Origin of the sequence: Roseiconus lacunae, from assembly GCF_008312935.1 — a bacterium.
Taxonomy (GTDB): Bacteria; Planctomycetota; Planctomycetia; order Pirellulales; family Pirellulaceae; genus Stieleria; species Stieleria lacunae.
Map to the genome: position 1 here is coordinate 1401779 of NZ_VSZO01000001.1, position 19170 is coordinate 1420948.

Here is a 19170-nt window from a genome sequence, read left to right on the forward strand (position 1 = left end):
CCGTTGTTTAGCTGGTTACTTCTGGCGCTTCGCTTGATACGCATTCATCACCGTGATCACGTCGCCGACTTGTTGTCGTAGCGTTGCCTCTAGTGAGATGACGCGATCTTTCTGTGGATCATCGCTGATCGATTGTAGCTCGCCTGCCGTCGACGCCGCCTGGTCAGCCCCGACGCTACGCGACGCACCGCCGAGTGTGTGCGCGACTCGGCGAACGAGCGCAAAGTCGCCGGCCTTGACCGCACTGCCCAATTGCCCTAGCAAAACCTCGCTTTCCTGAAGGTAAGCGGCGACTAAATCTGCCAGCAGTTCTTCGTTGCCCCCGACCAGCTGCCTCGCATGGGAAAGGTTATAAGTGGAAGAAGTAGGCTCTGATTCCGAAACTTCAGCATCGGCCTGCTCGGTCGCAGCCAGTGGCTCTGACGTGACAGGCGTGTCATGGGAAGATGTCTCACCGACCGGCGCGGTCGACCGTCCAAAGCGTTCGATGATCTCCCCCAACTTTTCCTTCAGTGTCCCGATGCGAATTGGCTTGGGGATATAATCATCCATCCCCGAATCGAGGCAGCGTTGGCGATCACCTTTCATCGCGTGGGCCGTCATCGCGATGATCGGAACATGACAACCGGTGGACTGTTCACGCTGACGGATTTGCTCGGTCGCGGCCAGGCCGTCAACCTCCGGCATCTGCACGTCCATCAGAACCGCGTCATAAACCTCTGCGTTCGTTTGATCGATTGCGGCTTGTCCGTCGTTGACCACCGTGACCTGGATCCCAAGACGCGTGAGCACTCCGATGGCAAGCTTTTGATTGACAACGTTGTCTTCGGCCAACAGCACGCGAAGCCCGGCAAGCGATGCATCACTGCACTGCTCGGACGGATGCGATTGTTCGTCCTCGGCACCATTGACCCCGAGCGTCCGCACGATCGCATCAAAGATTTCGGATTGCTTTACCGGCTTGAGCAACCGTTCGGCGATTTGCAATTCGATGTTTAATGCTTGGTCACCCTGCCGACCGGCACTGGTCAAGATGATGATCGGTGTGTCGGCAAGGCTCGGATCGTCGCGAACCGTTTTGACCAAGTCATAGCCACTCATTTCGGGCATATGGATGTCGGTCACGATCAATTTGCATGGCTGGTCTTCACGTTCGGCTTCGCGAAGCAGTTTCAAGGCGACCTCGCCGGATTCGGCCAGTACCGGGGTCATGCCCCAGTTCGAAAACATCTCTTGTAAGATCGCTCGATTGGTCGAGTTGTCGTCGACAATCAAGACTTTCGTTCCGCCGACATACACCAACCCACGCGTCGCGCTCGACTCGGCGTTATCGGCGACTCCGAGATGGAGGTCAAACTCGAACGTGCTGCCTCGGCCAACCTCGCTATCGACTTCGATCGTTCCGCCCATTAGTGAGACCAGGCGAGTCGAGATGGCGAGTCCCAGGCCGGTGCCTCCGAATCGACGGGTGACCGAGGTGTCGGCTTGTTCGAATTCCTGAAAAATTGCCTCGCAACGTTCGGGGGGAATCCCAACACCGGTGTCTTGAACGCGCAGTGTGAGCACGAGTGTGTCCTTGTCGAGCTGTTTGACCTTGGCGTCGACAAAGACCTCTCCCTGCTCGGTGAACTTGATCGCGTTGCCTACCAAATTGACCAAGATCTGACGAATCCTCCCGGCGTCGCCAACGACATACCGGGGAACAGTGGGCTCAACACGAAAGGCAAGTTCCAACCCTTTGGCGTGTGCTTTCAGTCCCAGTGTCTTCATCGTATCACCGATGCTTTCCCGCAGGTCAAATGTCTGCGGTTCGATCTCAAGCTTGCCGGCTTCGATCTTTGAAAAATCCAAAATGTCGTTGATGATCGACAGTAGCGCCTCGCCAGATTCTTGAACCATCGAAAGGAAACTGCGTTGGGTCGCATCGAGTCGTGTGTCGAGCAGCAGGTCCGTCATTCCGATGATGGCGTTCATCGGCGTACGGATTTCGTGGCTCATGTTAGCCAGGAAATCGCTTTTGGCACGGTTCGCTTTGTCGGCCAGTTCTTTTGCGTCAACGATTTCTTTTTCAAACTTTTTGCGTTCGGTGATGTCGTGACCGATCCCGACGACTCCGATGACGGTGCCTTCGCTGCCACGCAGCGGAACCTTGGTTGTCAACAACCAGCGTGGTTGTCCGTCTGAACCTTGGTGAGATTCCTCACGATCGAACAACGCTTCACCGGTTCGCATCACATTTTGATCGTCGGTGACATAGTTACAGGCCATTTCGGCCGGCGAGAAATCGTAGTCGCTCTTGCCAATGATTTGATCGGTCGATTCAAGCCCCAGCAAGTTAATCAGGGACTGATTGGCGGTCACGAACCGACCCGCACGATCCTTGACATAGATTAAGTCGGGAACATTGTTGATGATCGTCTTTAGCAGATCACGTTCGCGTGACAGCTCTCGTTCGGCACGAATCTGCTCCGAAACGTCACGTGATATCCCCACCGTTCCGACGATTTGACCGATCGCATCGACCAAGGGGGCTTTTGTGGTGCTGCACCATGTTTCCTTGCGATCAGGGTATGTCTCGCGTTCGATCTTTCCCTGAATCATTTCACCGGTTTCCAAAATCCGCCGTTCGTCAGCGAGGGCGTCCTTGGCATGCTCGCGACCAAAAAAATCAGCGTCTGATTTTCCGATCGCCTCACGTGGATCGTCTAAGCCTAGCTTTTGAGCACAGCTCCGACTAAGGCGAATGAATCTGCTTTCGCTATCCTTGAAATAGATCGAGTCGGGGACGGTATCCAGTAGAATGGAAAGCAAGTGACGTTCAAACTCGATCTGATGTTCGGTGTTTTTCTGGTCGGTCACATCCCAGAACATCACTTGGATACCGGTCACTTCGCCGGCATCATCTCGGACCGGGGCCTTCCAGACCTCGACATACTTGATCGTTCCGGCGGAATCTTGATGGCGTTCGACGTTATGGTAGAGCCGCCCGGATTCAACCACCTGGCGATCGTCGGCGAGATACTTTTTAGCGAGGTCCGCAGGGAATAGGTCAAAATCTGTTTTGCCGACCAGTTCCGATGAGGTTCGGCCAATCACATCACAGGCGAGCTCGTTAGCATATTGCAAACGTCCTTGTAGGTCTTTGCGGATCACGCACAGCGGTAGACTTTCGATTAGCGATCGATAGGTCGCTTCAGAATCATTGGAGCTCGCGTTGGCCATCGCCTCGTTCGCCTTCGCATCGTTCGCGGAAAAGATCGAATTCTATTGCAGCATAACCTTGTCACACGCCATTCGCGATCAGGAACCGAGCTCGATTGCGCGGTGCTCTTTTGCCGAACGGTAACAAGCGTCTACCAGTTCCATCGTCGCCAGATTGTTTCGCCCCGAAAGAGAAGGCGTCGTTCCCTGCTCAAGCGAACACAAAAGTTCCGCCATCGGTCCGACAAAGGCATCCGGAAACCATACTTCATTCCAACGCGGTCGCTTCCAAGCCGGTGCGTCGATGGTGGTGTAATCAAGTGTGCTTGGGGTCCGCTTGGGATAACTTGGCCAACCGATGGTGCCCAAGGCCATGCCCTCGACACCTTCGATGCGATACTTAATCCCTAAATCCGCCGCGGCGCCTTCCTTCGCCGGCCCGGCCCAGACGTCGTCGCAGATCATGCAACGCAACCCGCTGGCGTACTCCAAGATATACAAGCCGATTCCATCGGAGTGCGGAAAGCTGGTGCGCGGGTCGGATCGAAAACTGGCAAACACACGGACGGGATCGCCAAACCAAAACCGCATCGTGTCGAGGTGATGAATCGACATGATGCGACACGTCATCCAGCCCTGCCGCTCTTGCCAAGGCATCCAGTGTGGAATCGCCCGCATGTCGATCGTCGCCAAGACGGGATCGCCAAACGAGCCTTGGCGAATCAATTGCCATGCCGCACGAACGGACTGGTCGTATCGCATGTTTTGATTCACGCATAGCACTTTACCGGCGTCTTCACACATCCGAACGATTTGCTCGGCTTCGGCGCGGTCACCGCCGAGCGGTTTTTGAGCCAGTATGCCACGAACCTGTGGCGCTCGCACCACTTCGCTGATCACGGCCCGTAAGCAGTCCGGTGGAACGGCAACATCGATGACCTCGATGCGAGGATCACGTAGTAATTCCTGATAGCTCGAATAGGCTTGGTCAATATCGTGTCGCTGCGCGACCGCTTGGGCGCGCTGGTGCGAACGTGAGGCGATCGCAACCGGCAGAAAACCGTTATCCCGGTAAGCCACCAGATGGCAATCCGCCATGATGAATCCCGCTCCGATACAACCGATCGGAACATCACGTCGATCGGGGAGTTGGGGAAGGTAGTCGAGCGAATCTACCGAGTCGGCAGCGGAGTTGCCCGGCGCGGCGTCTCTAAACATCATTGTTGCCCGGCTTCGAGTGACTTCGCACTGGCATCTCGGTTGGGATCAAGAAACCCGACTTCGTCTGAGGAGAGCTTGTCAGGGTCCGTTTCGGTAAATCGACGAGCGCCGATCTGTCTGATCGCGTCATCCTCCAGTCGATCGAGCGGCGTGTATCGTGGGTGGTGAGAATCTTTATAGGGATCGTTGGACTTGGCGTTGTAGCAACACACCATCGCCCAACGAGGTGAGTCCGATCGGTTTTGATCGCTACGGTGTAATAGGTTGGAATGAAAGAATAGGGCATCGCCAGGTTCCATCTCGATATGCAGGTGTTCCATCCGTTTCAAGATGTGTTCGACACGCTCTGGGTCGGCGCCTGCTTGTTCGCCGGTCAGCCGATGTTCCACTCGTCCGCAGAGGTGCGAACCGCGGATGACTTGCAAACAACCGTTCAGTCGCGTGCTGGGATCGACCGCGATAAACACGCTCAACAGATTCGGTGTCAGCACTCCGTTGCCGTACCAATACCCATAGTCCTGGTGCCATGCCCAAGCACCGCCGACACGAGCATCCTTCATGATCATCTTCGAATGATAATGGTACGGTTCGTCACCAAGTAGCTGTTCGGCGGTATCCACGATCCGTTCGCATCGGGCGAAGGCACCATAGATTCCATCACCGGGATGGTTCCAAAGCGACAAACGGACTGTACCGCCTTCGCCATCATTTCGGCCGAATGAATGGTCATCTAGACGTTTGTCTTCTTTGGCCGAACGTCGCAGTAGGTCGATTTCATCGGCGTCGAAGAGCGCACGACGATAAAGAAAACCATCGCTTTGGTAATTGCTGAGATCGGCAGAATCGAGTCTTGGTGACATAGCAAGCAACGCATCCGGTGGGCAGGTCAAACACTTCGGGAAGGACCTGCGATGATACCATGGGCGCGACGTGATTGCTGCGTTCTAGTCTGCGTGTTCCGGCGGTTGGTGTTTCGCACCGGTTGTTGGAAGAAAACCGGTGCAAACGCCTATCGGCTAATCGATCGCATGGAGGGCGATCACAAGGCAATTGCTTTAGAGCTGGATGACCTGCTCTTGATCAACTGTTTCGGCGTTCTGTTCGCAAGCCGCCGACATCTCGATGGTCACGTGCCAGCGCCCTTCGCTATCACCCCGCACCAACCAGTGCGGTTGCACGCAGACGCTTTGATGAACCAATTCAAAGCCGGCTTCACTTTGGCTGACCGTCTCGATCGGGAAAGCCCAGATGCCACTGGGGCGATCCAGCTTGAGCGAGACATCAATCCCCAACCAACGATCCGAAAGGCCAAGGCCTGTCGCGTCCTGCAAGTCTAGGGTTTCGCCGAGCTGACCCAACCGTTGGCCGTTTTCGTCGCTGAAATAACGATCATCGGCACCGGCCGGAAGACCGGCAAAGTTCATCTCGACACCGAAGTGCAGGTCGCGGTCTTGGGGAAGATTTTCAAGCAGGTACGTCACTTCCATTGTCTCGCTACCGGCGACCAAGGTGATGGCCTTGGTCAATGCAATTGGGATTCCCCAAGCATTGCCTTCGCGGCGCATCTGTACTTGAACGCGATCACCGCCACGGCGAAGTTTGGTTTTGAACGGTAGCTCGACAAAGTCACCGCGTTCCATTGCTTCACCACGCCAGACCGATTCCATGCCGGCGTCATTGTCATAGAAATGGTCCATCAAGCTTTTGCGTGCATAGCGATCGTATTGCAATCGCTTGTCCAAATCGGCCTGCTTAAAGACGACTCGGTCGTGAATGCTGGCGACGTCGTCACCAGCCGCGTTGGGGCCGGCGAGAACTTTTTGGTGATAGCTTTCGGGCCGACGCTGCAAGGTGGCGAGTAAGTTGTGACTGATCTTGCGGACGTCCAATTCGTAAATTCGGCCACCCCGCCCCGGTTGAACCCAGGCGCACAGCTTATCATTGCTGAGCCGTACTTCTTGAACGCCGTCAAAGTTGTAATCGTCGTTGGTCGCCGTCACTGCCGTATCATTGAACTCACCGGTCAATTGGGCCAGCAAATTGTCGGCCGTGATCAGATGTTCGTAGATCGCATTTCGAAGGTGTGGCAGGTAAATCCCGCCGAATGCCCCGTGCCAGTAAGGACAGTTGCATTGGCCGCGGTAAAGATGATCTCGAATCACGGCCAGTTGCCCGGAGTCGACACCGGCCGCTTCGGCGTCGGCGACGCGACGACTAACGTGCATCATCCGAGCGTACATCTCGTTGGTTTCTTCGTACTTCCGTTTGAAGTTTCGCCAATAACCACCACGGACAAAGTTCTTCAAATCCTTCCAGTGCGGGTCGGATTCCATTTCGTGCGTGACATGATCGAGCGTTTGTTGAGCCTTGGTTGGCAACGACCACTCGGTCATTTCGCGATAGCTGCAATCGGGCAAATAAACTTTGCCGCGCGAAGGTGTCCGGTCGATCGCCTCGTTCAATGTCACGGTGTGAAGCCAAGACGAATTTTCGGTCAAGGCGTCGAATAGACCACGCAACCATCCACGCTCGTAGACGTGCACCTTGGTATCGGGCCACGTTCCAAACTTTTCACCGTCGTCACCAAACGTCAGCACGGCTCCGGGCGTCTTTTCGGCAACTTCACGGCAATGCTTGATCGTCGCTTCGACCGGTTGGAACGGAATCGTATAACGCAGGTGTTCTGATCCCGGGAAGATCCGCAGCAATCGACCATCGTCTTCGGTCATGAAGAACCCGGTCATCTCCTCCGTTCGCAGTCCTGCGGCGCGGAAATGGTAGTCGTCCAGTACGGTGTAACTGATCCCGGCATCGACTATGTCACTTGTCAGCGACGATTCCCAAACACGCTCAGGCATCCACATGCCCTTGGGAGTGGCGCCCAAATGCCGCTCCAGCCAGCGACTGTAGGATTCGATCTGTCCGACACGATCTCGAGAAGGCAGCATCGTCAAGATTGGTTCGTACTGCGGCCCACCGATGATTTCAACCCGGCCGGCTTCGACCAACAGACGTAATCGATCAAGATACTCCGGGTGACGTTCGGCCAGCCACAGCATCAACGGCCCCGAGGTGTGCAGCGAGATTTGAAGCTGCTCGTAGGGCTCGAAGACTTCCAAAAACGGTAGATAGCTATCCTGATACGCTTGCTCGAATACACCATCAAAGTTTCCAATCGGTTGATGGTTGTGCAAAACCAGGCAGAGATGAACGTGAGCGGACATATCAGGTGGTGCGTTAAAATTAAATTGAATGCAAGTCGTGAATCAGGCTGCGGCTCAGCCCGAACGAAATCGGAACGGACGCGGATTGTACGGAACAGGCCGGCAATCCCGAATATCTCTCTCAGCTACGTTATCACTGATAGCAAAAAATTTCCGGCCATGCAAAAGCTAAACACAACCCACGGCGAAAAAGCCCCGCACGCCGCAAAGCTTTCCAGGCCTACCAATCAATCTATCGGCAGCCGAGTCGCGTCTTGATAGCGCGAGTCTTTAGAGTTTCAGGAAAACTATCATCGATGATTGCTCGGCGCTGTTGTTGGCTGATCGTTCTTTAAGACGGTTCGCATCACCGCCCCGTTGGCAAGTCGATTTTGCATGCATCGACTGAAACATCGCAAACGACGCACTTTTTGACTCGATGCAAGCATCCTAGACACTCTGCAATTGGTGCATGTCGCGGCCAGCTGAGCGTAATTCGAAGCGGTGGACCAAGCACGCAATGTCCACTGACAAGTGTGTTGGTTCGGGAGCAGCCGAATCGGTTCAGGCTGGTTCGAGGGCTAAGTGGCAACCGTGGCGAACGCCAAACGGCTGATTGGGCGTGATTTCTCTTGAATCAACCCATCGGCGAACCAATGCGTTTGGGGCAATCACGCGTTGCTTATCAAAAGCGATTAGCCAAAAGCCAGGACGCGACGCGGGTCGTCCTTGCGTGCGATACGGCGATAATTCGCGGCGGCAACTTCGGGCAGCATTGAATTGATCATGCAATCGCTGCTCCATTCGAAGCCGGCGGCCTTGTTGATTCGTGGGAAAATATCCAGCCACCACTGGAACGCTTCCGGTTGCGATGCGGCCGGCGGGCAGGTGTGCAGGAGGTAATTGTATGCCTTTCCGGGAAACGCCTGATCGACCCAGTAGATCACCCGGGTTAGCAAGCTGGCGAGACGGTCGAGCGTTGCATCGTCGAAATTCTCGAAGTGCGATTGATGTCCCATCGAGGTGACTCGAATCATTCCGGGGAATCGACTCGCAAAAGGACTGTATGCGACGAACGAGTCGGTGCGGTCGATCAGTCGGCTCTTTTGTTCGCACTCAGCCCGCAGCAAATCACATCCGAGTGAGCTTCCCGTTCGGGCGCGGTGTGTTTCACAGCGAGCCAGCGTAACGCGGGCGGCCTGGGGTAATAGGCTCGTTGCGATCAGTTGGCTATGGCTGTGATGCAGCGATGCCCCGGCTTCGGGCCCGCAGTTCTTGAAGACGCTGATATAGCGGATGCCATCGACAGATGCCCAGTGGCGAATTCGTTCGCGATAGGCAACGAGCGTCAGATAGACCAGGGCTGGATCGAACGAGGCCATGTTTTCGGCATGACCAGACGATTCGATGATCACCTCGTGTCCACCGACAACCGGGGCTGATGGAAACAATTGATCGGTCGATGTTTCCGCCAGACTGGCAAGATTCGGATCGATCGCCGTGATCGCAGGGAATTTGTTAGGTACGACGCGGACATCCCAGCCGGGTTGCTCGCCATAGCAAACACTCACTGCCGGACGGGCGAATCGGTCGGCACCTTGATCGGTCGGTACCGCGGTCAGGTCGCCGAGGCGTCCCGTCCAAACCGCTTCTGGCGTCTGTTGTTCGGAGCCGGCGCAGAACGGACAGCCGACTTGAATCTGGCCGTTCCCCAAAGCGACCGGCGGCATCGATGGAGCCGGTGCGTATTCGTTGGGGCGTTGGTCACGGCTGGGCGCATAGATGGTCCAACCCCCGGTCAATTGGTCGCGTCGCGAGTGCGAGGCGGATTCATCGGTTAGCCACGTATGCTCGGCCAACAGTTGATCTTGAGTGTCCGGATCGACGTCCCAGCGTTTGTCGAGTTTTCGGCTGGATCGGCGAACGGATAGCATCACTCTTGTTTTCTCGTCCGTCGATAGACGAGTGTCCATATCAATTGGACCGTCAGTCTTTGGCGTCTTGCGGTTGGCAGCAAACCCTAACTCCGCCTCACGCACCTGATCGGGTGCAGAAGAGTTCGCCGTCTCTGGTTTCATATCAGAATCGGCGTCTGGGAACATAGCGAACTGCTTTTCTTGATGGTTAACGGCAATCACTCCGCCGGCGCAAACACCAGTTGACACCGAAATGTCGCTGGCGGTTGGCGAATGACGAAGCCGCGTCGCGGGCCCCTGGAGACTCCCTTTTTTGGTGGCTCGGCGCACTCCCTATCCGAACAACTCTAGCGATTTTACTCGGGGTTCAAGGTGTGAATTTTAATATTTTCCAATGCCGCCAAGCTCGCTCAACTTGGCAATTCGGTTGAAGTCTCAGTAAGGGCAATTGCGCTTTCATAAAGCGAGACATACCGGGAAGCACTCTTCCTCCAGGACCAGTCGGCCCCCATCCCACGGCGGACTAACTCGTCCCAGATTTTTTTCTCGTGATAACGCAAGTACAGTGCTCGACCGATGGCTTCATCAAGACCGTGGGGTGAGTTCTCCCAAAGATGAAAGCCCGTTGCCGTTTTCTTAGCGATCGACTCAGCCGTCGTATCGATGACCGTATCGGCCAAACCGCCTGTCGAAGTCACGACAGGGACCGTGCCATACCGCAAACTATAGAGCTGGTTGAGACCACAGGGTTCGTAATGACTCGGCATCACAAACAGATCCGAGCCGGCTTCGATGCGATGGGCAAGTGAGTCATTAAAGCCCACGTGTGCGGCGACTTGATGAGGCGCATCGGTGGCTAAACGTTTCAGCTCCGATTCGATTCTGGGGTCACCGCTTCCGAGTACCATCCATTGCGTCGGGCGGCCTTCGGAGACATGGCGTTCGATCACCGGCAAGATCAGATCCCAGCCTTTCTGATCGGCTAAGCGACCGACTAGGCCAATCATTGGTATGTCATCGGAGACATCGAGTTTGAATTCTGCCTGTAGCGAACGCTTGTTGGCAAGCTTGCCTTTTTGCCAGCTATCGACGTCGTATCGCTCGGTCAGGTTTTCATCGATCGACGGGTTCCAGACCGAGGTGTCGATGCCATTGGTGATTCCCATCACCCGGCCACCACGTGACGCGATCACACCATCGAGACCACAACCATGGTGCGGTGTTTGGATTTCCATCGCGTAGCGAGGACTCACGGTGGTGACTAAGTCTGACATCGCAACGCCGGCCTTCAAGAAGTTCCAATAGCCGTAATACTCGTATGTGTTGTGATTGAACTCGGACCATTTCAGTCCGGTCATCGGAAACGACTCGGCAGGGAACTGTCCTTGATACGCCATGTTGTGAATCGTCAAGATCGTCGCGGCGTCCTTGAGTGTGCTCAATCGATCGGCGTTCGCTCGGATCAGACCGGGGATTAAACCGGTTTGCCAGTCGTTGCAATGAACGATGTCGACGTTGCGACCGAGACGCTGGAGCGCGACGAGTGCGGCCCGGCAAAAGAACGTAAAGCGTTCGGCGTTGTCTGGGTAATCGCCCGTGGCATCACCGTACAGCGAAGGCCGATCAAAGTAGTGCGGCTGATCGATCATCAGGACTTCGACGTCGCTGTGCGGAAGATGGCTTTTCAGCAATCGCCCGCCGACCAGCTTTTCGGAACTGATCGGAATCGCGAAACTTTGGTCCGTCGTTTCGATCGCACAGCCCGATCGGCGGACGGAGCGGAACGCGGGAATGATGACCGTGCAGCGATGTCCGAGCGCGGCGACTTCACGCGGTAGCGTGCCGCAAACGTCAGCCAACCCCCCGGTCTTGGCGAAAGGGACAGCCTCGGAACTCAAGTAGACGATATTCAAAATACAAGCAATCTTCGTTTGGAAAGCATGTTGATCTGCGGTGAGGCGGCATGATGTTGGCCAAGCGGCCCGCGTCATCCATCGCTTTCACCCACCCGTACGGAAAATTATGGGACGCAATTAGCGAACATGCCGGACGAGCATGGTCGCGAGAGAACCGAAATTCTGTTGTATCAGCTAAACTGTGTTCAACGGATCGCCTGTTTGCCCCTAACCCTTGATTTACTGCCTGCATGCCGATCGCACCGACTGAGTTTTGGTTACGTCTTGTGAAGTCCGGTCTGACGGATCAGCACGGTTACAAGAAATACGCGGACCTGATCGCCCAAAAGTTTGGCGATCAGGTTCTCGATGCGACTACGATCGCGAACTTTCTGATCCAACAAGGCGTGATCACAAAATATCAAGGGCAATGTTTGGTCGGCGAGGCAGCGCCGGCGTTGCGATTGGGCAACTTCGTCATCCGCGACGAAACGCCGGTTCGTCCCCTGACTCACTGGATTCCTGCCCAAACGGCAGTCACCGAGTCCCATTCACAAAGTCGACAAGGCTTCTTGCTTCGCGCCCCACTGTCAGCACTCGATGAATCGCGTCGCGGTTGGTTGGCCGCTCACAGCGAAATTCGCCATCCGACGTTGCAACCGATCGAACTCTCCGGCGGGGCTCAAGCCGGGGACGACGAACAAATCGTCGAGATATTTTCGCCGTTGCCAACCGGGGCGCCGCTTTGGAGCGTCCTAAAAAACAAATCTAAGCTCAGCTTCCGCAAAACCGTGCGGTTGGGGATCGATCTGGCCGAAGCATTGTCAACGCTGCACACGTCGGACAACGGCGGTCTTGCGCACGGTGCCGTCGGAGCCGACCATGTTTGGGTCACCATCAAAGGCAATGCGGTCCTGCTTCGTGATCCGTCCTCTCCAGCTCGCTCGCCACACGCCGACCTATCGGCAAGTTGGATCGAACGGATCGAATCACCGGCCCGGTACGCAGCCCCAGAACTCGCCGATCCAAACGTCGCCCCGAGTGCCGCCTCGGACTTGTATTCACTCGGCTGTTTGCTACTGACGGTGTACTCCGGCCGACCGGTGTTTGACGAAGCTACCGATCGTGATCTCTTCGCAGCCCATAACGAAATCACACCTCCCGAATTGCAGCATGCGATCGAGCAAGGCGCCGATGGCGATCCGTTGCTACGCGTGATCGCGTATGCCATGGCAAAAACGCGAGACGCTCGATTCGATTCGGCGGCTACCTTTGCCGCCGCACTGCAACGAGTCGCCGAGCTGCCTCCGAGCAAAACGAATACCTCGGCAACCAAGCCCGCGCCGCCAGCCGTCCAAGCTGTCAGCAATGATGTTTCCAGTCGTGACATTGTTTCCAGCAGTGACATCGCCGGCGAACAGAATCCGGCACCGTCAGCCCCCGCTAAGCCGACCGTTTCTGATCGGCCGGTCAAGGCGAAAACGCCTTCTCCACCTGCCCCGGAACCGCCCCGGCCGGCACAAAATTCATCGCCGACGCCGACGCCGACCTCTGAAACTGTAAAAGCCGCGACAACGGCGCCGACAGAGGCTCGCAAGCAAGACGATCGGAAGCGAGCAAATCAGCAAAGAAAACCGCCCGAGGTTGACGCCGCTACCTCAACCGAAACAACGCCGATACCGTCCCCGGGTAGCACTGCCGAAGCTAGCACTGCCGAGGCAGCCAGCGGTGAATCGCCCGTACCGGCTATCACAACCACATCCGGTCCGGTGCCTACAGTCGAACCGCCGGCGGTCATTCCAGAAGGCGGCACTGCCTTGGCGACCGAGAGTTCGACGGCAACGACGCTACGCAAACGCCGCCGAAGAAAAAAGAACCGCATCCCTATCTTGGCCGGGATCATGGTTTTGCCGGTCACGCTCCTGGGGCTCGCTATTGCGCTACGTGGACGCGGCCCGCAACCGAATCCCAAGCCTCGTCCCAATCCCGCGCTGGCAAGTAACATCCCCAAGGTTGGCGAGGCGAGACGCACGCCCGAGGTCAACGATGGGCCGGAGCGTTTGCGGGGATTTGAAATCGTCGACAACGATCGCTTGCTTTGGGTTCCGCCGTATCGCTCCGACTCCAACGCTCCCTCGTTGCAACTGCTGCCCCCGGGCCCCGCAGTGATCGCCAAGTTGTCGCTCGCCAGTCTGGTTGAAAAGACATTGCCAATTCATCAAGCGTTCGACATCGAACTCGATCTGTTGATCGAATTCCTGTCCGATCGCGCGGGTGTGCCGGCACGGGAAATTGATCAATGCACCTTGGCTTTCTTTCCCGGTTCGATGGGCAGGCCTCAAGCGGCGATGTCGGTTCGACTGGTCAAGCCGACGCCGTTGAGTGCCCTGCTAAAACAATGGAAAGCGGTCGAGACCCGATCGGGCAACCAAGTCCTTTACGCCGACGAAGATCTTAAGACGGCTTACTACATTGGAGGTGGTGAAGACGGCAAGCTGGACGAAGACGCAAACGTTACCGACTACGCCGTCGGGCCCCTGGAGAAGATTCGCGAAGTCGCCGACAACTCCGGCGGTAGCATCCCCTTACCCCGCAGCATGCAAACGCTATGGGATCGCGCTAGTGACGAAACCGATCTGGTCGTCTTGGCCACGCCCAACTTTTTGATCGCCGATGGCCGTGAACTAATCAACCAAAGCGTTCCAGAACTCCAGTCCGCGCTCAAGAGTTGGCTAATCCCCGATGTCGCAGCGTTGATGATCGTACTCGATGCCGACGAAAATGCCTGCTATGTCGAACTTCGTGAAGTCCCCAGCGGCGGCGCGTCGCAAGCGACGTTGTTAAGCGATCTACGTGAAATGATGCGAGGCTGGCCGGACTGGGCTGATCGTTTTTTACTAGACACCATCCCCGATCGATCCTGGCGTGTTTTGGCATCCCGTTTACCGTTGATGTTGCGATTTATTGACGAGCAAACACGGAGTACGATTGACGGGCCAACAGTCGTCGCGTCGGCATACCTGCCGACCGAAGCGGCGGCGCAAGTTTCGTTGGCAACCGTCTTGGCAATGAACACTGCCCAGGGGCAAGCGGCCGATCAGGCGACTTCCGAAATCACGGCTATGTCGATGGAGGACTTGCTCAGTCGGCCGATGTCGATCTCGTTTTTGCAGTTGTCCCTTCAGTTTTCGATCGATGCCGTGGCCGAAGAATTTCGCCAGGACCTACCCAAAGGAACGGCGATGCCGAAGCTCCGCATCGTCGGCGGCGACCTCGAACTCAACGGTATCACACAGAACCAGCAGATCCGTGGCTTTGAAAAAGATTCCGTCCCGCTGCGCCAGGTTTTGACGGACGTTGTTCGGGCGGCCAATCCGGATCCGACCGCGACCGGTCCCAAAGACCCCAAACAAGCCTTGATTTGGGTCGTCCATCCGACCGGGAAGCCGCCGGCGGAATCCGAAATTCTGATCACGACACGCGACGCGGCGGCCAAAAAGAATTACGAGCTTCCCGAAGAGTTTCGAATCGAAAACTAATGTTTCGCCATCCCGTAGCGGACGCCGCCGAGGCTTTCGGTGTCTCGTCGTGAAATGTCTGTGGTAAACTGGGACGCGATCGCCACAATATTCACGGTCTGCCGTGAGCACATCTCATGTGTGCGAATTTCTCTGCCCCTGACCGTCTTTGTCGTTTGCGTTCATGAAGCCACCTGAATATCTAGGCCCCTATCGCGTCGGTGAAATGCTGGGCAAAGGCGGAATGGGCGCGGTCTATCAAGCGCAGCATGTCAAGTCGGGTGACTTGGTCGCGGTGAAGTTAATCGCGTTGCAAATCTCCGACGAGATGCGATTCCGTCGCCGTTTCGATATCGAAATTAAGACCCTTCAGCGTCTCAGCCACCCAAACATCGTCAAGCTGATAGGGTTCGGAGAAGAAAAGGACCTGCTGTTCTATTCGATGGAATATGTCGAAGGGCAGTCATTGCAAGAACGCATCCGCGAACTGAAGAAACTGCCCTGGGGCCAAGTCCTCGACATCGCGATCCAAATTTGCGCGGCGCTCAAGCACGCCCACGACATTGGCGTGATTCACCGCGACTTAAAGCCAGCCAATTTACTCGTCAAGGAAGACAGCACGATCAAGCTGGTCGACTTCGGGATCAGCAAGATCTTTGGTTATAACCTGACCGCGGCAGGTTCGATCATGGGGACCGCCGACTACATGGCCCCCGAGCAGGCGACCGAGGGTGTCGCCACGGCGCGGACGGACCTGTACGCACTTGGCTGCGTGATCTACGCGATGACTTGTGGTCGCCCGCCGTTTCGCGGCAAAAATGTGACCGAAGTCATCGAGTCCCTTAAACATAAAGATCCCGTCCCGTTGGACTTGATCGATCCGGACCTCCCCGACGATCTCGTTCAACTGGTCAATGAGCTGCTCGAAAAAGATCCCGCCAATCGCCCGCCGACCGCGCTCGCGGTGATGAATCGCTTAAAGGCGATGCGCAGTGGATTGCAAAAAATGGGAACGCTGGTCGACCGTCCGTCCGACGGTGCCAAACCATTTTCGGAATCCCCCACGGTGGATACCAAAGTTTCCGGCGATGACAACGATCGCACGGGAAAGACGCCTTCGGGCAAAACGCCCGCGTCAAAAACGGTCGCCGCCGTTGACCGTACCCGGCCCGACGATACGATTGAATTCCAATCCGACGAAAGCGGAACCGCTGCTACTCAGGTAAACCCGTCTGCGAAAACCGTTGGGCTTGAACAAGACGCCGGCCAAACGATCCAGGCGACATCTGCACCGGGAACTGATGTCACCAATCGGTCGGTTCATTCGGTCAACGTGTCGTTGGGCCGAGGACGAACGGCAGATCAGCCTTCCAGTGATACCTCCGTCGGTACATCCGCGAAAACACACTTCCAAACCGTTTCTGATGATGAAGTGCGCCGCGGCTTCTTTGAAGATTCCGCGGGCGATGACCAGCATTCGTCGATGCGAACGTTTTCGATCATTGCGATCGTGATCGTCTTAGCCGTGGGAATATTTGTCTTGATCGCTCAGCTTCGCGGCCCTTCGCCGGAAGACTTGATCGCGACGATCGAAAGTTTTTCCGCAGGGCAAACCTTTGAACGGAAAAACGAACTTGAACGTTTCATCAAGTTGTTCCCCGATCATCCCCAAGCCGACTCGTTCCGCGACCAACTGACGGCCTACCAAGTCGATGCGACCGTACGACGCTTACGCTTGCGGGCCAAACTCCGGACCGATGATGGTCCGCTTTATGAAACGGCGTTCTTACAAGCCATGAACCTTCGCGATTCCGATCCCGAAGCTGCCAAAGAGCAATTGCAACAATGGATCGACGTGTTCCATGATTCGAGCATGACGTCCGAAGACGCGCAGCTCGAATTGCAGCGACTCGCAGCGTTTGAGATCGAGCGTTTGGCATCGAACGGTGCTTCAACGGCCGACGATCCTAAGCTGACAGAACTGCTGCAGCGAATCGAAGACGCCAAGTCGTTGCCGGTTGACGAACGACGTCGCTTGCTCGAAGGCATTCAAACGCTATACGAAGGACAAGATTGGGCGGACGCCGCACTCAAACGAGCCCAAGCGTTATTGGATGAAGGATGACCTCGGAAGCGTCATGCCTGTTCGAGATTAAAGCGATAGCTTTCCGGCACGGCCGGCGGCCCAATTCTGAAGCCCTTCCAACCGTTGCTTTGCGCGATTGAAATAGGTCTCATCGAGTGATCGTAATTGCTCTTGGGCCAGCTCGTGAAAATTCGCTTCGGCATCCGAATCGGCAGTGCAGTTCAGTAGCTGTAGAACACGATTGGCAATGTCCTCACCAATCATTTGATGTCCGGATATCGACGGATGGACGTGATCGACAAACAGCGATGGATCGGGGATCCCGTCAGGTAATCGATGCCCCAGCTTGTTTTGTCGGTCAAACCGCAGCGGGCAATCGATCGTTTCGACGTCCAGAGTTTGGGCCAGTTTTCTCAGTCCGGTGATTAGCGGCGTCGTCGCCCTGAGCGGGCAGACATCGGTGTCTCTGGCGGCCGTTAGATGTTCTTTGGCAAGCCGTGATCGACCCGCGAGCCAGTGCAACGAACCGGCAATGAAGTGGGCACCGGCGTGATCTTGGTCGAGTTCCAAACACCGCCGGCAAGCTTCAAGACGTTCCGGTTCTGACAACGCAATGTCGGTCGCCCGGTCCCAAAATTCGGCAAACCGATTCGCATCAACTTCGTCAGCCAATGTGACTTTAAAGGGAGGCGTCGCGACTAGATCCGCGGCCGGAACACAAAGTATCAACGGGATACCGGCTTGTTGGCAAGCGATGATCATTCGCCGCATCGTCTGCAGGTAGTGCTCCGCCACCGCAACTCGCCAACGGGGGTCACGATTGTATCGTCTCATTCCGTCGACCAAATCCAATCGTGTGACCGCATCCGATGTTAGTTTTTGCGCTGACGAATTTTGCCGCCCCGGGGTAGCGTTGTCGCCTTTGACGACGCGACGAAATGCGTCGATAAGCTTTGAACGTGACACGACCGATTGCAAGAATCCTTCGCCGGGTGAAAGCGTGTTGTACGAACGCTCTTCTAAGAACTCGTTGTGACCGCAGTATAGTACGATCACATCGGGCTCGTAGCGAAGGACTTCTTGCAAGATGATCGCGACTCGATAGCTGGCATAGGAAACCCCACCACAATTGACCACTTCCCAATCGACATTCGGCATGGCAGCCTTGAGCCGCAATTCCGACCACTTTGGGAATGCCGTCTCCGTTTCATAAGGCCGCCCCTGAACGGTCGATCCACCGAGCACGAACATTCGGCGGGCCCCGTGGGGCTTCACCGCAGAAAAACTTGCCGGGCGAAAAAACTGATAGCGCGACGAATCAATGTGGTAACGCCCCTCCGCTCGATCAAAAGAAAACAGCGGTCGTTGCGCCGAGGTATCAAAGATTGGATCAGAAGATAGATCAACGGTTGGTCCGCGATCAAACCATCGAAGTGTGACTTCGGCAACGACGAACGGAAGGATTGCCAAGACGATTCCGGCTAAACGAAACCATCGTCGCCGACGCGAACGATGACTTACTAATGGACTCTCGCGTGGTGTCAACGCGGCGGGCTGGTCTTCGGCGGACTTATTGCCAATAGCCATTGACGATAGGTTTTGAAGGGTGCTTCAAGGTTGGCTGACCGACCGGGACATGATGGTTGTGCTGTTGCAAAAAAACATGGTTCAAGACCGATTTGGTCGCCGGTTGATGTGGTGCGATGACTTGTGTTTTGACCGGTGACTTGGTGATCACCAGAGGACGATGATGCTGAACCGTTTGAATCGGTTTGGTGATGTGGTGTTGTTTGTAGGCAGAATGATAGTTGCCGAATGAATGCTGGTGGACCGACGGGACGTAAGTGCGGTGGTGGTTGTAGTGTGATGGCGTTTTGTAATTCGACTTGCGTTGGAAGTTGGCGTTCTTATTGCTGGTGTAGAACGCCCCCATTCGCTTGTTGATCGGCTTGGACCAGCCCCATCCGTTGCCGCCAGCGTGGGCCGGTGCGGCGGACACGAACACGACGGCGACGAAAACGATAGCGACAAGTTTGGAGAGTTTGGTGCGGGTCATAGTGACAGCCTATTCAAAGATTGGTTTGAAGCCTAACAAATTGCCAAGCGAAGTCCCGCCGCGTTTGTTACCAA

10 protein-coding genes are annotated in these 19170 nt (G+C 55.9%); 2 read left to right on the plus strand and 8 right to left on the minus strand.

Annotation, left to right across the window (positions count from 1 at the left end; translation table 11 throughout):
- Positions 1-15 precede the first annotated feature (15 nt).
- From FYC48_RS05300 to glgA, 6 genes are all read right to left on the minus strand, one after another.
- Positions 16-3222, minus strand: coding sequence for a PAS domain-containing protein (locus tag FYC48_RS05300; protein WP_149495552.1), 3207 nt, complete (start codon positions 3220-3222; stop codon positions 16-18).
- Between the two features lie 78 nt (positions 3223-3300).
- Positions 3301-4422 carry a Gfo/Idh/MocA family protein gene (locus FYC48_RS05305; RefSeq protein ID WP_235034078.1) on the minus strand — a complete coding sequence of 374 codons (1122 nt, stop codon included), beginning with the start codon at positions 4420-4422 and terminating at the stop codon, positions 3301-3303.
- Positions 4419-5282 (minus strand): phytanoyl-CoA dioxygenase family protein, encoded by an 864-nt coding sequence (locus tag FYC48_RS05310; RefSeq protein ID WP_149495553.1) that lies wholly within the window; start codon positions 5280-5282, stop codon positions 4419-4421. The genes FYC48_RS05305 and FYC48_RS05310 overlap by 4 nt, the downstream gene beginning before the upstream one ends.
- 195 nt (positions 5283-5477) lie before the next feature.
- Entirely contained in the window at positions 5478-7646 is a 2169-nt protein-coding gene (locus tag FYC48_RS05315; RefSeq protein WP_149495554.1) for an alpha-amylase/4-alpha-glucanotransferase domain-containing protein, read from the minus strand.
- Between the two features lie 674 nt (positions 7647-8320).
- Entirely contained in the window at positions 8321-9727 is a 1407-nt protein-coding gene (locus tag FYC48_RS05320; RefSeq protein WP_160149334.1) for a galactose-1-phosphate uridylyltransferase, read from the minus strand.
- Positions 9728-9951: 224 nt separating this feature from the next.
- Positions 9952-11454: a glycogen synthase GlgA gene (gene glgA / locus FYC48_RS05325; RefSeq protein ID WP_149495556.1), complete on the minus strand. Its 1503-nt coding sequence runs from the start codon at positions 11452-11454 to the stop codon at positions 9952-9954.
- A gap of 233 nt (positions 11455-11687) precedes the next feature.
- On the opposite strand from glgA, the gene FYC48_RS05330 reads away from it, so the two are divergent.
- Positions 11688-14975: a serine/threonine-protein kinase gene (locus FYC48_RS05330; RefSeq protein WP_149495557.1), complete on the plus strand. Its 3288-nt coding sequence runs from the start codon at positions 11688-11690 to the stop codon at positions 14973-14975.
- 163 nt (positions 14976-15138) lie between these two features.
- Complete coding sequence (locus FYC48_RS05335; protein WP_149495558.1) at positions 15139-17079, plus strand: serine/threonine-protein kinase; 1941 nt, start codon at positions 15139-15141, stop codon at positions 17077-17079.
- A gap of 27 nt (positions 17080-17106) precedes the next feature.
- On the opposite strand, the gene FYC48_RS05340 is transcribed toward FYC48_RS05335, so the two are convergent.
- Positions 17107-18627, minus strand: coding sequence for a hypothetical protein (locus tag FYC48_RS05340; protein WP_149495559.1), 1521 nt, complete (start codon positions 18625-18627; stop codon positions 17107-17109).
- Entirely contained in the window at positions 18611-19096 is a 486-nt protein-coding gene (locus FYC48_RS05345) for a hypothetical protein (RefSeq protein ID WP_149495560.1), read from the minus strand. The genes FYC48_RS05340 and FYC48_RS05345 overlap by 17 nt, the downstream gene beginning before the upstream one ends.
- Positions 19097-19170 lie beyond the last annotated feature (74 nt).